We start from the raw sequence: 15,175 nt of genomic DNA, 5'->3' as shown, positions 1-15,175 counted from the left end.
CCAAGCGAAGACTTAGATGACGATCGTCTGGTGCTCGTCACCCACGCGGGCACGGATGGTGCCGATGCGCGAGACGGTTTCGCCGGCCGCCTGCAATTGCGCGATGGCGGCGTCCGCGTTTTCCTGCGAGACGATGACGGTCATGCCGATGCCGCAGTTGAAGACGCGGTGCATCTCGGCGTCAGCCACGCCGCCATGCTGTTGCAGCCACGTGAACAGCGGCGGCATGGTCCATGCCTTCGAATCGAGTTCGGCGACCAGGCCAGGCTGCAGCACGCGCGGGATGTTTTCCACCAGGCCGCCACCGGTGATGTGCACCATGCCTTTGACTTCCATGGCATCCATCAGGGCCAGCAGCGGCTTGACGTAGATGCGCGTCGGCTGCATCAGCACGTCGGCCAGCTTGCGGCCGTGGAAATCGCCTTCCAGGTCCGGTTTCGCCACTTCGATGATCTTGCGCACCAGCGAGTAACCGTTCGAGTGCACGCCCGACGACGCCAGGCCCAGCACCACGTCGCCCGGGGCGATCTTGGTGCCGTCGATGATTTTCGATTTTTCCACGGCGCCGACGGCGAAACCTGCCAGATCGTATTCGCCGGCCGGGTACATGCTCGGCATTTCCGCCGTTTCGCCGCCGATCAGCGCGCAGCCCGCTTGTTCGCAACCCTGGGCGATACCCTTGATGACGTCGGTGGCAATGGCCACGTCCAGCTTGCCGCAAGCGAAGTAGTCGAGGAAGAACAGCGGCTCGGCGCCTTGCACCAGGATATCGTTGACGCTCATGGCGACCAGGTCGATGCCGACCGTGTCGTGGCGGTTCAGTTCGAACGCCAGGCGCAATTTAGTGCCGACGCCGTCGGTGCCCGAGACCAGGACCGGTTCCTTGTACTTCTTGCTGATTTCAAACATGGCGCCAAAACCGCCCAGGCCGCCCATCACGCCTTCGCGCAGGGTGCGCTTGGCAAACGGCTTGATTGCTTCGACTAAAGCGTCGCCTGCGTCGATATCGACGCCAGCGTCACGGTAGGAAAGGGAAACATTAGAAGTCTGGTTCATGGTGTGGTGGCAGCGGAGGCGGTAAAATAGAAGGCGGATACCCGCCGGCACGCGCGCGCAAGCATGTTTTTCAACATCGTGCGGCAGGCGGCCAGCCGGTGAATTCGGTCGATCAATACGCTATTTTATCAAACTGCCCCCGCAATTTCGTAATTAACTGCCTTTTTTTAACGCAACAGCACAAACCACATGCCATTTCCCATCACCGCAGAACAGAAGCAAACAGCATTTTGGATCGCGGTCTGGCTGGCATTTCTGCTGTTGCTGGTCAGCCTGGGCCCCATCCTGACGCCCTTCCTGGCCGCCGCCATCCTCGCCTACGTGCTCAATCCGGGCGTGGACCGCCTGCAGCGCCTGCATTACAAGCGTTTTTACCTGCCCCGGCCGCTGGCCGTGCTGGTCGTCGTAGTGTTGTTTTTCCTCGCGATCACGGCGCTGGTGCTGATCGTCGTGCCCGTGCTGCAAAAGGAAATCCCGTTGCTGCAGGCGCAGATACCGCAGTTTCTCAGCAAGGCCAACGAGTTCCTCGCGCCGAAGCTGCGCGACCTGGGCATCCGCGTGCGCCTGGACGGCACGGGCATCAAGCGCATGCTGAGCCAGCAGATGGCCACCAGCGGCGATGAAATCTGGAGCACCGTACTGGCGTCGGCGCGCATCGGCGGCACGGCCGTGCTGGGCTGGCTGGCCACCGTCGTGCTGATCCCCGTGGTCTTGTTCTACCTGTTGCTGGACTGGCATCCGATGCTGGCGCGCATCGCCGGCGCCGTGCCGCGCCGCTGGGTCGGCCGCACGGTGAGCATGGCGCAGGAAGTCGACACCCTGCTGGCGCAATACCTGCGCGGCCAGCTGCTGGTGATGCTGGTGCTGGCCACGTATTACTCGGCCGCGCTGGCCATCGCCGGCTTCGAGGTCGCATTGCCTGTAGGCATCATCACGGGCTTGCTGGTCTTCATCCCCTATCTGGGCTTCGGCCTGGGGCTGGCGCTGGCGCTGATCGCCGCCCTGCTGCAGTTTGCCGACTGGAGCGGCGTGATCGCCGTGGCCGTCATCTACGGCTGCGGCCAGGTCATCGAAGGCTTTTTCCTCACGCCGCGCCTGGTGGGCGAGCGCATCGGCTTGAATCCGCTGGCCGTGATTTTCGCCCTGTTGGCGTTTGGACAATTATTTGGTTTCGTCGGCGTTTTGCTCGCTTTACCCGCTTCTGCCGTGCTGATGGTCGCTTTTAAGCATCTTCGGCGCCACTACCTGTCCAGCAGCTTCTATAATACATAATAAAAGCGGATATCATATCAACCTAGCAATACCACGATGCACATGCAGTAATGAAAAACAGGACAAGGCGTACGCCATGAAACAACTGGTGCTCGATTTAGGCACAGACCAGGCGCACAGCCTCGATACCTTCGAGGTGGGACAGAATGCCGAAGTGGCGCAGCTGATGCGCCAGTTCGCCGCGCGCACGTCGCGCGAACATTTTGCCTACCTGTGGGGCGAACTGGCCGCCGGCAAGAGCCATCTGCTCAAGGCCCTGGCCAGCACCGAGCGCGCGCGCTATATTTCGCCGTTCTCGATCGAGTCCGAATTCGTGTATTCGCCTGACGTGGATTTGTACCTGCTCGACGACTGCGAAAAACTCTCGCCGCTGGCGCAGATCGACGCCTTTGCCCTGTTCAATGAAATCCGCGCCAACAAGGCCTATATGGTGTGCAGCGGCGCCGTGCCGCCCGCCGTGCTGCCCGTGCGCGAAGACTTGCGCACGCGCATGGGCTGGGGCCTGATCTATCAGATCCACGGCTTGACGGACGATGAGAAAATCGCCGCCCTGACCCAGGCGGCCAGCACCCGCGGCTTGACCTTGTCGCCGGGCGTGTTACCCTACCTGCTGTCCCATTTCCGGCGCGACATGCGTTCGCTGTCGACGATGCTGGACTCTCTCGACCTATACTCCCTTGAAACCCAACGTCCGATCACCTTGCCATTGTTGCGCGAGTTGTTGCAGGCGGAAGCGAAAGAATGATGAATCTGGCCCTGTTTGACCTCGACCACACCCTGCTGCCCATCGACTCGGATCACGAGTGGGGCGAGTTCCTGGTACGCATCGGTGCCGTGGACGCCGCCGAATTCACCCGACGCAACGACGAATTCTTCGCGCAATACCAGGCCGGCACCCTCGACCCGGTGGAATACCTGGAATTTTCCCTGGGCACCCTGGCGCAATTCCCGCGCGATCGCCTCGAGGCGCTGCACCGGCAATTCATGGCTGAAGTGGTCATGCCGGCCATCCGTCCGGAAGTCGTGGCCCTGCTCAAGCAGCACCAGGACGCGGGCGACCTGCTGGCCATCGTCACGGCCACCAACCATTTCATCACCAAACCCATCGCCGAAGCGCTGGGCGTCGAGCACCTGCTGGCCGCCATGCCCGAATATGACGCCGAGGGCAATGTCACGGGCAAGCTGCTGGGCACGCCCACCCTGGGCGCCGGCAAGCTGACCCACACCCACGCCTGGCTGGAAAAGATGGGCAAGGAACTGGGACAGTTCGAGCGCAGCTATTTCTACAGCGATTCGCACAACGACATTCCCTTGCTGTCGGTCGTTACCCACCCTGTCGCCACCAATCCCAATGCTGCCTTGAGCGCACACGCATCCCTCCACGGCTGGCCATCACTCCACTTATTCAATGATTAAAAAATTCATCCGCAAGATCCTCGGCGTTAAAAAAGAGGCAGCGCGCGACACCACGGCACCCATCGTGCTCGGTCCCGCGCAACACGGAATCGACCCGAAACTGGTGTCGTCGAATGCCATCCGCGTCACCAGCAGCCTGCAGGAAGCGGGCTTCGAAGCCTTCGTCGTCGGCGGCGCCGTGCGCGACCTGCTGCTGGGCGTCAAACCGAAAGACTTCGACATCGCCACCAACGCCACGCCGGAACAGGTCAAGCGATTGTTCCGCCGCGCCTTCATCATCGGCAAGCGCTTCCAGATCGTGCACGTGATGTTCGGCCAGGATTTGCTGGAAGTGACGACCTTCCGCGGCGCCGGCGCCGATTCCGCGCCCAAGGATGAACATGGCCGCGTCCTGCGCGACAACACCTTCGGCCTGCAGCACGAAGATGCGCTGCGCCGCGACTTCACCATCAACGCCATGTACTACAACCCGGCCACGCAGGAAGTGCTGGACTACCATGGCGGCGTGGAAGACATCCGCGCCAAGACCCTGCGCATGATCGGCAAGCCGGAAGAGCGCTACCGCGAAGACCCGGTGCGCATGCTGCGCGTGGTGCGCTTCGCCGCCAAGCTGAAATTCACCATCGAGCCGGCCACCGCAGCGCCGATTCCCGTCATGGCCCCGCTGATCAACAACGTGCCCGCGCCGCGCGTGTTCGACGAGATGCTGAAACTGCTGATGAGCGGCCACGCGCTGGCCTGTTTGCAGCAGCTGCGCAAGGAAGGCTTGCATCACGGCCTGCTGCCGCTGCTCGACGTGGTGCTGGAGCAGCCGCTGGGCGCGAAATTCGTCACCCTGGCGCTGGACGCCACCGACGCCCGCATCGCCGCCGGCAAGACCGTCTCGCCAGGCTTCCTGTTTGCCTCGCTGCTGTGGCACCAGGTGCTGGAAAAATGGACGGCCTACCGCGCCGCCGGCGAATCGACCATTCCCGCGCTGCACCTGGCGGCCGACGACGTGCTCGATTCGCAGACGGAAAAACTGGCCCTGCAGCGCAAGATCGGCTCGGACATGCGCGACATCTGGTCGATGCAGCCGCGCTTCGAGCGCCGCGTCGGCAAGGCGCCGTACAAGCTGCTCGAGCACCTGCGCTTCCGCGCCGGCTACGACTTCCTGCTGCTGCGCTGCGCCTCGGGCGAGATCGACATGGACATCGGCGAATGGTGGACCGCATTCTACGAAGGCGACGAGGAAACGCGCGAAGCGCTGCTCGTCAGCGCGAATGCGGCGCCGGGCGCCGTCAAGAAGAAGCGCCCGCCACGCCGCAGCACGCGCAGCAAGACGGGCACAGGCGGCTCGACCACCGGCAGCACCAGCGGCGAGTAAACGCGGTCATGCAGACAGTAACCGCTTACATCGGCATCGGCGCCAACCTCGGCGACGCGCGCGCCAACGTGCAGGACGCGCTTGCGCGCCTGGCGCGCCTGTCCGGCGCCAGCCTGCTCGACGCCTCGGCCAGCTACCGCACGGCGCCCATCGACTCGAGCGGCGATGACTACATCAATGCCGTGGCGCGCATCGCGACCACCCTGCCGGCCGAAGCGCTGCTGCAGGCCCTGCACGCCATCGAGGCGGCGCACGGGCGCGAGCGCCCCTACCGCAACGCCCCGCGCACCCTGGACCTGGACTTGCTGCTGTACGGCGACGAACGGATCGCCAGCGCCACGCTGACAGTGCCGCATCCACGCCTGACGGAACGCGCCTTCGTGCTGGTGCCGCTGCTGGCCCTGGCGCCCGCCATCGTCGTGCCTGGCCTGGGGCCGGCCCAGGACTACCTGGTGGCTGTGGCCGACCAGGCCATCAGCCAGCTCTGACCAGAGCCGTCTCCATCCTCTACAATGCCGCTCCTGCAGCGCCCCGCATAAAGTACTACACTAGCGGCGTCGTACCCCTTTCACTCTAGAGAATACCTATGTCCGCTTATTTGCAAGGAACAGATCTGGCCGCAAAAGACAAGGCCGCCACACCAGCGCCGGCGCCATCCAAGCCTGTCGCCAACAAGGCCGTGACCATCCACACCCTGGCCACGCTGCGCGCCGCCGGCGAAAAGATCACCATGCTGACCTGCTATGACGCCAGCTTCGCGTCCCTGATGGACCGCTGCGGCGTGGAGATCCTGCTGATCGGCGATTCGCTCGGCATGGTCTGCAACGGCCACAACTCCACCCTGCCCGTCACCGTGGCCGAACTGGCCTACCACACGGCTTCCGTGGCGCGCGGCAGCAAGTCGGCCATGATCATGTCCGACCTGCCATTCGGCGCCTACGGCACGCCCGAAACGGCCTACGCCAACGCCGTCATCCTGATGCAGGCTGGCGCGCACATGATCAAGATCGAAGGCGGCGCCTGGCTGGCCGAGATCGTGAAGTTCCTCACCGAACGCGGCATCCCCATCTGCGCGCACATCGGCCTGACGCCGCAATCGGTGCACCAGCTCGGTGGTTATAAAGTGCAGGGCAAGAGCACGGAAAGCGCGGCAGAACTGAAGAACGACGCGCTGGTGCTGCAAAACGCGGGCGCCGCCATCGTGCTGATGGAAGCGATGCCGTCGCAGCTGGGCAAGGAAGTCACCGACATGCTGACGATACCGACCATCGGCATCGGCGCAGGTCCCGACTGTTCGGGCCAGGTACTCGTCATGCACGACATGCTGGGCGTGTTCCCAGGCCGCAAGGCGCGCTTCGTGCGCAACTTCATGGAAGGCGCTGCCAGCATCGACGACGCCGTCACCGCCTACGTCAAGGCCGTCAAGGATGGCAGCTTCCCGGCGCTGGAACACTGCTTCTGATGTAGTGTGGTTGTCGGCTTGCGCGCTGCGCGCCAGGCCGGCCTACGACCTGTCGGCATCGTAGGTCGGGTTAGCGCAGCGTAACCCGGCACCGCCACCAGCTCAAACTCTCGCCACTACCCCACCTGTATCCACGTCGTCTTCAGTTCCGTGTACTTGTCCAGCGCGTGCAGCGACTTGTCGCGCCCATTGCCCGACTGCTTGTAGCCGCCGAACGGCACGGTGATGTCGTCGCCATCGTACTGGTTGACGTGCACGGTGCCGGCGCGCAGGGCGCGTGCCGTCTGGATGGCCTTGCTGATGTCCGACGTCCACACGGCCGCCTGCAAGCCATACGGCGTGGCATTCGCCTGCTTCACCGCTTCGGCGATATCCGTAAAGCCCAGCACGGACAGCACGGGGCCGAAGATCTCTTCGCGCGCGATCGTCATGCCGGCATCCACGTCGCCGAACACGGTCGGCTGCACGTAGTAGCCGCCCGTCTCCGCGCGCACGGCGGCGCCGCCGCCGAGCAGTGTCGCGCCCTCGCTCTTGCCCGCCGCGATATAGCCCATGACGGTGTGCATCTGCGTGGCGTCGACGATGGCGCCCATGACCGTGGCTTCGTCGAGCGGATCGCCCGGCTGGAAGCGCGGCAGCATGGCCAGCGCCTTGGCCAGGAATTCGTCCTTGATCGACTCTTCCACGAACAATCGCGAGGGCGCGTTGCAGCTTTCGCCCTGGTTGAAAAAGATGGAACCGACGGCGGCCGCCACAGCCTTGTCCAGATCCGGGCAATCGGCGCAGACGATGTTGGCGGACTTGCCGCCCAGTTCCGTCCAGGCCCGTTTCAGGTTCGACTGGCCCGCCATCTGCACGATCAGCTTGCCCGTGCGCGTGGAGCCCGTAAAGCCGATGCAATCGACATCCATATGCAGCGCCAGCGCGGCGCCGGCCTCGTTGCCGTAGCCGGGCAGCACGTTGAACACGCCCGGCGGGAGCCCCGCCAGCAACGCGAGGTCGGCCAGGCGCAGGGCCGTCAGCGGCGATTTTTCCGACGGCTTCAGGATGACGCTGTTGCCTGCCGCCAGCGCGGGCGCGATCTTCCAGGCGGCCATGATCATCGGGTAATTCCACGGCACGATGGCGGCGACGACGCCCACCGGCTCGCGCGTGATCAGGGCCAGGCTGTTGGCCGGCGTGGGCGCGATTTCATCGTAGACCTTGTCGATCGCCTCGCCATACCAGCGCAGGCAGTTGGCCGTGGCGCCCACGTCCACGCTCTGGCTGTACTTGATCGGCTTGCCCATGTCCAGGGTTTCCAGCAGGGCCAGTTCGGGACCGTGCTGCTGCACCAGGTCGGCGAACTTGATCAATACGCGCTTGCGCTGCGCCGGCGATTTTCCCGCCCAGCGGCGGTCATCGAAGGCGGCGCGGGCGGCCAGCACGGCCGCGTCCACGTCCGCGCCATCGCAGCGGGCCACCTGCCCCAGCAGGCGCCCGTCGATGGGCGACAGATTGTCGAAGGTCTGGCCGGATCTGGCCCAGGCCCGTTCGCCGTTGATGATGGCGCGGCCATCGATCGTGAGCGCTGCTGCCCGTGCATGCCAGCTGGTGTTTTCCGTCATGGTCGTCTCCTGCAAGGTGAAAACGCCAGCTTACTCCTAGTCTGGCGTATAGGCCGCGGACAGTTGCTTGCGGCGTCTGCGGTCGGCGCGCGCCAGCATCACGGCATACACGATCACGGCGATCGACACGACCAGGATGGTCAGCGCGGCAACCGCATTCACGCGTGGGTCGAGGCCCAGCCGCGCGCGCGAGAAAATCACCAGCGGCATGGTCGTCGAACCGGGGCCGGACAAAAAGGCGGACAGCACGACGTCGTCGAGCGACAGGGTAAATGTCAGCAGCCAGGCCGAGGCCAGCGCCTGCGTGATGTTCGGCAGGGTCACGAGGAAGAAGACCTGGTGCGCGCGGCAGCCCAGGTCCATCGCCGCCTCGGCCAGCGACTTGCTCATCTCCTGCAGGCGCGACTGCACCACCACGGCCGCGTACGCCATGCCCAGCAAGGTATGGCCGAGCCAGATGGTCAGCACGCCCCGCTCGGGAAAACCGAAGACCTTTTGCATGGACACCAGCATCAGCAGCAGGGACAGGCCGATGATCACTTCCGGCATCACGAGCGGCGCGCTGACCATGGCCGAAAACACGGTGCGGCCGCGGAAGCGCTGGTAGCTGGTCAGGGCGAAGGCGGCAAACGTGCCCAGGATGACGGAGGACGTGGCCGACATGAAGGCGATCTTCAGGGACAGGCCGAAACCCGAGATGATCTCCGTATCGCTCATCAGCTCACTGTACCAGCGCAGCGAGAAACCGCTCCACACCATGTCCTGGCGCGAGCTGTTGAACGAGAAGACGATCAGCACGATGATGGGCAGGTAGAGGAACAGGTAGCCCAGCGAGAGCCAGCCGCGGCCGAACCAGCGCTGCAGGAAAGAGTGCGCATTGTTACCTGTACTCATGCTTGTTTCCCCGCGTCCTGGTCCATCTTGTACTTGTTAAAAATCGCCATCGGCACGAGGATCAGCAGGATCACCAGCACCGTCACCGACGAGGCCATGGCCCAGTCGTTATTGGTGAAATATTCATCCCACAGCACGCGGCCTATCATCAGGGTTTCCGGGCCGCCCAGCAGCTCGGGAATCACATACTCGCCGACGGACGGGATGAACACCAGCATGGCGCCGGCGATGATGCCCGACTTCGACAGCGGCACGGTGATGCGCCAGAACGCCTGCAGGGGCGTGGCGCCCAGGTCGGCCGCCGCTTCCAGGTAACGCATGTCCATTTTGACCAGGTTGGCGTACAGCGGCAAAATCATGAAGGGCAGATAGGCGTACACCATGCCGACGACGAGCGAGAACGAGGTGTTCATCATGTGCAGCGGTTCGTTCACCACGCCCATCGCGATCAGCAGGTCGTTGAGCAGGCCGTGGTTGGCCAGGATGCCCTTCCACGCATACACGCGCAGCAGGAACGAGGTCCAGAACGGCAGCATCACCAGCATCATCAGCACGGGGCGTATCGACGGCCTGGCGCGCGCCATGAAGTAGGCGAACGGGTAGCCGATGACGAGGCAGATGGCGGTGGTGATCGCCGCGTATTTGAGGGAGCTGAGGTAGGTCAGCAGATACAGTTCGTCGGCGGCGATGAACAGGTAGTTGGCGATTTTGACCTTCAGCACGACGATGCCGTCGACGTACGACAGCAGGCCGCCGAACGGGCTGCCCGCCGTTTCCATGTCCGACAGGCTGATGCGCAGCACGATCAGGAAAGGCACGAGGAAGGCGGCCGCCAGGAACAGCGACGGCACGGCGATGACGACGTTGCGGCCCGCATTTTTTCCCGTTATCCAGCGCAGGGTGACGAGATTGCGCAGCAATTGCAGAATAGGCGTCATGATGGCCTCAGCTAGTGAGCACGACGATGTCGGCGCCATCCCACCAGACCCACACGCGCTGCTCGCGCTCGAGGCGCGAGACGTCGTGGCGGGCCGCGTTGGTGCGCGAGACTTTCACCACATTGCCGCTGTCGAGACGCACGTGGTAGCTGGTTTCATTGCCAAAATACGCCATGGCGACGATCACGCCCTGGGCGCAGTTGTAGCCATGTTCCGCCGGCGACGCCCGCTCGTCCAACGTGGGCGGCTCGATCTGGATGCCGATTTTTTCGGGGCGCACGGCCACCGAGACATCCATGCCCAGGTTGCCCGTGATGCCGTGCGAGACATAGTGTTCGCCATCGGGCGTGGCGATCACCACGTGGTCGGGTTCGTCCTGCGCGATGCGGCCGTCGAACAGGTTGACGCTGCCGATGAAATCGGCGACGAAGCGGCAATTCGGCGTCTCGTAGATTTCGCCCGGCGCGCCCACCTGCAGGATGCGCCCCTCGCTCATGACGGCGATGCGCGTGGCCATGCTCATCGCTTCATCCTGGTCGTGCGTGACCATCACGCAGGTGACGCCCACCTGCTCGATGATGTTCACCAGCTCCATCTGCGTGCGTTCGCGCAGTTTCTTGTCCAGCGCGCCGAGCGGCTCGTCGAGCAGCAGCAATTGCGGACGCTTGGCCAGGCTGCGCGCCAGCGCCACGCGCTGCTGCTGGCCGCCCGACAGCTGGTGCGGCTTGCGCTTCGCATACTGCCCCAGCTGCACCAGCGCCAGCATCTGCTCGACCCTCGCGGCGATCTCCGCTTTCGGCAAGCCGTCGCGGCGCAGGCCGAAGGCGATGTTGTCCCACACAGACAGGTGGGGGAACAGCGCATACGACTGGAACATCATGTTGATGGGGCGCTGGTGCGGCGGCACATCGACGATGCTGTTGCCGGCCAGGGTGATGCGCCCCGAGGTCGGCGTCTCGAAACCCGCCAGCATGCGCAGCAGGGTCGACTTGCCGCAACCTGAACTGCCCAGCAGGGCGAAGATCTCGCCCTTGTTGATCGTCACGGAAATATCATTGACGGCGCGCACGCCATCGAATTCCTTGACCAGTTGATCAATCAGCAAGAAAGGCGCTGGGGCGTCGCTGGCCGACGCGGCGGGTGTTGCTATCGTCATGTGTGGGTGGCTTCTGGGTAAATGGGTGTCAAAATGAAAAACTGGCCGCTACAAAGAGCGACCAGGATGGAAGTTTAGCGGAACTGCCGCCATTGCGGTCCAAAAATTGCGCAGATGGCGGCAAAATGGGGCAAAAACTACACCCAGCCCTTTGCCTTCACGTCCGCATGCGTCTTGTCCAGGCACAGGCGTATCAAGCCCACCATCTCGTCGATCTGCGCCCGCGTCATGACCAGCGGCGGGGCGACGATCATGCGCTCGCCCACGGCGCGCATGATGACGCCATTGTCGAACATGTGGCCGCGGCAGATCATGCCCACGCCCTGCTCCTCGTCGAACAGCTCGTTCTCGTGCACGGTGGCGCCCTTCCTGCGCACCAGGTTCAGGCCCGCGACCAGGCCGCAGCTGTCCGCATAGCCCACGAGCGGATGCTGGCCCAGGCTGGCAAAGCACTGCTTCAGGTACGGCCCCGTATCCTCGGCCACCTTCGCCACCAGCTGCTCTTCCTCGATGATGCGGATGTTTTCCAGCGCGGCCGCGCAGGCGACGGGATGGCCCGAATACGTGAACCCGTGCGTGAATTCGCCGCCCTGCTCGATGAGCACCTTGGCCACCCTGTCACCCACCAGCACGCCGCCCAGCGGCACGTAGCCCGAGGTGACGCCCTTGGCAAACGTGATCAGGTCCGGCCTGATGCCGAACAGCTCGGAGCCGAACCAGCGTCCCAGCCGGCCAAAGCCGCAGATGACTTCATCGGCGATCAAAAGGATGCCGTACTTGTCGCAGATGCGCTGGATTTCCGGCCAGTAGGTGCCTGGGGGGATGATGACGCCGCCGGCGCCCTGCACCGGCTCGCCGATAAAGGCGGCCACCTTGTCGGCGCCGATTTCCAGGATCTTGTCTTCCAGCCAGGACGCCGCCTTCAGGCCGAATGCTTCCGGACTCAGTCCATGGCCCGCTTCCAGATAATTCGGCTGGCCGATGTGCGCGATGCCGGGGATGGGCAAGCCGCCCTGCGCATGCATGCCATCCATGCCGCCCAGGGATGCCCCCGCCACCGTGCTGCCGTGATAGGCGTTGTGGCGGCTGATGACGGTATGGCGCTCCTTGTAGCCGAGAATGTCCCAGTAGCGGCGCACCATGCGCAAATTCGTGTCGTTGCCTTCGGAACCGGAGCTGGTGAAAAACACGTGCTGGAACTGCGGCGGCGAGATCTGCGCCAGCTTGGCGGCCAATTGCGCGGCCGGCACGTTCGTCGTGCCAAAGAAGCTGTTATAGAACGGCAGCGTTTCCATCTGCCGGTACACGGCTTGCGAGATCGACGTGCGGCCATAGCCGACGTTGACGCACCACAGGCCCGACATGCCGTCGACGATTTTCTTGCCCTGGCTATCCCACAGGTAGACGCCGTCGCCGCGCACCATCACGCGCGCGCCTTTCGACGCCAGGTCCTGGAAATCGGTGAACGGGTGCAGGTAGTGGGCCGAGTCCATCTTCTGGATGGCGGCCGTGTCGTACACCTGCGGCGCCGCATTCTTTTGCGCCACGGAGGCGACCAGCGCGGCGCCGGGCGCCAGCGGATTGTTTGTTGTGCTCATGCGTGCTCCTTTTAAACGTGCAATAACAAATGTTCGCGTTCCCAGGGGCTGATCACCGTCATGAATTCCTGGTGCTCGAGGTCCTTGATGGCCGCATACACGTCGATGAAACGCTCGCCCAGCACCGTGCGCAGCTTGTCTTCCGCGCGCAGCAGCTGCAACGCTTCCGGCAAGCCTTGCGGCAGTTCGAACTTCATGTCATAGGCGCTGCCCACCATCATCGGCGTCGCTTCCAGCTGCTCCGTCATGCCCAGGTAGCCGCATGCCAGAGTCACGGCCAGCGCCAGGTAGGGATTGGCGTCGGCGCCGATGATGCGGTTCTCCACGCGCCGGTCCTGCACGCCCGATTCGGGCACGCGAAAACCCACCGTGCGGTTGTCCAGGCCCCACTGGATGTTGATCGGCGCGGCCGTGTGACGCACGATGCGGCGGTAGGAATTCACATACGGTGCGACGATGGCCATGGCCGACGGCATGTAGCGCTGCAGGCCGGCGATGTAGTGCTTGAAGATGGGCGCCGCCGAGCCGTCCTCGTTGCTGAAAATGTTCAGGCCCGTCTTCGCATCGACGACGCTCTGGTGCACGTGCATGGCGGACCCCGGCTCGCCGGCCATCGGCTTGGCCATGAAGGTGGCGTACATATCGTGTTTCAGCGCCGCTTCGCGCAGGGTGCGCTTGAAGAAAAACACCTTGTCGGCCAAACCCAGCGGATCGCCGTGCAGGAAGTTGATTTCCATCTGCCCCGCGCCGATCTCGTGGATCAGGGTGTCGACGTCAAGGTTCATCAGTTCGCAGTAATCGTAGATATCCTCGAACAGCGGATCGAATTCGTTGACGGCGTCGATGCTGTACACCTGGCGGCTGGTCTCGGCCCGGCCGCTGCGGCCGATGGGCGGCTTCAACGGCAGGTCCGGGTCCGTGTTTTTCGCCGTCAGGTAGAACTCCAGTTCCGGCGCCACCACCGGTTTCCAGCCCTTGTCCGCATACAGTTTCAGCACGCGGCGCAGCACGGATCTTGGGGCGAAATCGACCAGCATGCCGTCGGCGAAATAGCAGTCATGGATGACTTGCGCCGTGGGATCGGTGGCCCACGGCACCATGGTGATGGTGGTGGGGTCGGCCTTTAAAATCATGTCGCGGTCGGTGCTGGAAATGGCGCGGTCATAGCCGCCATCGTCGACGGGATAATTGCCCGTCACCGTCATGCCCAGTACCGCTTCCGGGATGCGCATGCCGCGCTCCTGGGTGAATTTCCCGCGCGGCAGGATCTTCCCGCGCGCCACGCCCGTCAAGTCGGGGACCAGGCATTCGATTTCCGTGACCCGCTTTTCATTGAGCCACAAATCCATATCCGTATAGGTGAAATTTTCGCGTATTGCCATGTTTCCCTCTCTCTGGTCTTGATCAGGCGCCGCATGGTGCTGGTGCGGCGCGCCCGTGCTAGTTGCCGTCATCCTTTCTGTTGCGCTGCTGTTCCTGGTAATCGCGGCACGCCTGGCCAAAGCCGCCGAACAGGCGCATGGCGTGCGGGTTGTCTTCCACCCGCCATTCCGGGTGCCACTGCACCGCCAGCGTGAAACCGGCGGCGCTGGCCACCGTATAGGCTTCCACCAGTCCGTCGTCGGCCAGGGCTTCCACCAGCAAGCCGTCGGCCAGGCGGGCGATGCCCTGGCCATGCAGGGAGTTGACCATCATTTCGCCCTCGCCACCGAGCAGGCGAGACAAAAGGCCCTCGGGCGCCAGCTTGACGCGGTGCGCGGGCGCGTACTGGCGCTCGAGGGGATCGAGCACGTTCTCGCGATGATCGAGCATGCCCGGCACCGCATGCACGGCCTGGTGCAGGCTGCCGCCCAGGGCCACATTGACTTCCTGGTAGCCGCGGCAGATGGCCAGCAAGGGCAACTGGCGCGCCAGCGTGGCGCGGATCAGGGGCAAGGTGGTGGCGTCGCGCGCCGGGTCTTGCGGCAGTTCGGGGTGCAGGATGTCTTCGCCATACAAGCGCGCATCGACATTCGAGGCCGAACCGGTCAGCATGACGCCGTCGGCAATCCGCAGCGCCGCTTCCAGGTCGGCGTCAGCGGCCAGGGCGGGCAGCAGCAGCGGCATGCAGTCTGCACCGCGCAGCACGGCGTGCAGGTACTTGTCCTGCGCCATATGCCAGGCGTGGTTGCCAAGCTGGCGCTGGCAGGCGGGAACGAGAACAATGGGACGGCGCATAGAGTGCTACCTCGCTGGCGTGACGATCCAATGACAGCGCCAAACAGCGCTGCCGCTCGCTTCACTGTACAGCAGAGCCGGCGGCAGCGGCCACACCCATGGGCGTGGCCAACGGGACCGTCCTGCGGCTACACTACGGCTTTGCCATATTGTCTTTCGTAAAATCATCATATGCCCGTCCGGCGCCAAATGC

The 15,175-nt window shown here is 63.9% G+C and carries 14 protein-coding genes; 6 read left to right on the top strand and 8 right to left on the bottom strand.

The annotated features are described in order from the left end of the window. Positions 1–12: 12 nt before the first annotated feature. A complete protein-coding gene (gene purM / locus AC1RDJ_RS01020; protein ID WP_034788683.1) occupies positions 13–1,056 on the bottom strand; it encodes a phosphoribosylformylglycinamidine cyclo-ligase in 1,044 nt (347 codons plus the stop codon). Between the two features lie 189 nt (positions 1,057–1,245). Between purM and AC1RDJ_RS01015 the strand changes: the two genes are divergently transcribed. The 6 genes from AC1RDJ_RS01015 to panB all read left to right on the top strand — a co-directional run bounded on the left by AC1RDJ_RS01015 (position 1,246) and on the right by panB (position 6,572). After that, positions 1,246–2,328: an AI-2E family transporter gene (locus AC1RDJ_RS01015; protein WP_493026270.1), complete on the top strand. Its 1,083-nt coding sequence runs from the start codon at positions 1,246–1,248 to the stop codon at positions 2,326–2,328. Positions 2,329–2,404: 76 nt separating this feature from the next. Further along, positions 2,405–3,073 carry a DnaA regulatory inactivator Hda gene (hda, locus tag AC1RDJ_RS01010; RefSeq protein WP_071321827.1) on the top strand — a complete coding sequence of 223 codons (669 nt, stop codon included), beginning with the start codon at positions 2,405–2,407 and terminating at the stop codon, positions 3,071–3,073. Next, positions 3,073–3,744: a histidinol-phosphatase gene (locus AC1RDJ_RS01005; RefSeq protein ID WP_071326180.1), complete on the top strand. Its 672-nt coding sequence runs from the start codon at positions 3,073–3,075 to the stop codon at positions 3,742–3,744. Before hda ends, AC1RDJ_RS01005 begins: the two co-directional genes overlap by 1 nt. Next, positions 3,737–5,110 carry a polynucleotide adenylyltransferase PcnB gene (gene pcnB, locus AC1RDJ_RS01000; protein ID WP_289884621.1) on the top strand — a complete coding sequence of 458 codons (1,374 nt, stop codon included), beginning with the start codon at positions 3,737–3,739 and terminating at the stop codon, positions 5,108–5,110. The genes AC1RDJ_RS01005 and pcnB overlap by 8 nt, the downstream gene beginning before the upstream one ends. Before the next feature lie 8 nt (positions 5,111–5,118). Continuing rightward, positions 5,119–5,598: a 2-amino-4-hydroxy-6-hydroxymethyldihydropteridine diphosphokinase gene (gene folK / locus AC1RDJ_RS00995; protein WP_071321825.1), complete on the top strand. Its 480-nt coding sequence runs from the start codon at positions 5,119–5,121 to the stop codon at positions 5,596–5,598. 98 nt (positions 5,599–5,696) lie between these two features. Beyond that, entirely contained in the window at positions 5,697–6,572 is an 876-nt protein-coding gene (gene panB / locus AC1RDJ_RS00990) for a 3-methyl-2-oxobutanoate hydroxymethyltransferase (protein WP_493026269.1), read from the top strand. 116 nt (positions 6,573–6,688) lie between these two features. Here panB and AC1RDJ_RS00985 read toward each other — a convergent pair whose 3' ends face one another. The 7 genes from AC1RDJ_RS00985 to AC1RDJ_RS00955 form a co-directional block, all read right to left on the bottom strand. Further along, positions 6,689–8,179 (bottom strand): aldehyde dehydrogenase, encoded by a 1,491-nt coding sequence (locus AC1RDJ_RS00985; protein WP_493026268.1) that lies wholly within the window; start codon positions 8,177–8,179, stop codon positions 6,689–6,691. Positions 8,180–8,215: 36 nt separating this feature from the next. Then, positions 8,216–9,073 carry an ABC transporter permease gene (locus AC1RDJ_RS00980; protein WP_493026267.1) on the bottom strand — a complete coding sequence of 286 codons (858 nt, stop codon included), beginning with the start codon at positions 9,071–9,073 and terminating at the stop codon, positions 8,216–8,218. Then, a complete protein-coding gene (locus tag AC1RDJ_RS00975; RefSeq protein WP_493026266.1) occupies positions 9,070–10,011 on the bottom strand; it encodes an ABC transporter permease subunit in 942 nt (313 codons plus the stop codon). Before AC1RDJ_RS00975 ends, AC1RDJ_RS00980 begins: the two co-directional genes overlap by 4 nt. 7 nt (positions 10,012–10,018) lie before the next feature. Continuing rightward, on the bottom strand, positions 10,019–11,167 hold the full coding sequence (locus AC1RDJ_RS00970) for an ABC transporter ATP-binding protein (RefSeq protein WP_071321821.1): 1,149 nt from the start codon (positions 11,165–11,167) through the stop codon (positions 10,019–10,021). 137 nt (positions 11,168–11,304) lie between these two features. Further along, positions 11,305–12,765: an aspartate aminotransferase family protein gene (locus AC1RDJ_RS00965; RefSeq protein ID WP_493026265.1), complete on the bottom strand. Its 1,461-nt coding sequence runs from the start codon at positions 12,763–12,765 to the stop codon at positions 11,305–11,307. 11 nt (positions 12,766–12,776) lie between these two features. After that, positions 12,777–14,147, bottom strand: coding sequence for a glutamine synthetase family protein (locus AC1RDJ_RS00960; RefSeq protein ID WP_034788700.1), 1,371 nt, complete (start codon positions 14,145–14,147; stop codon positions 12,777–12,779). Between the two features lie 58 nt (positions 14,148–14,205). Further along, entirely contained in the window at positions 14,206–14,982 is a 777-nt protein-coding gene (locus AC1RDJ_RS00955; RefSeq protein WP_493026264.1) for a gamma-glutamyl-gamma-aminobutyrate hydrolase family protein, read from the bottom strand. Positions 14,983–15,175: the final 193 nt, after the last annotated feature.

This window comes from Janthinobacterium sp. GW822-FHT07H10 (genome assembly GCF_058798675.1).
This window is presented reverse-complemented; position numbering and strand designations above follow the sequence as displayed.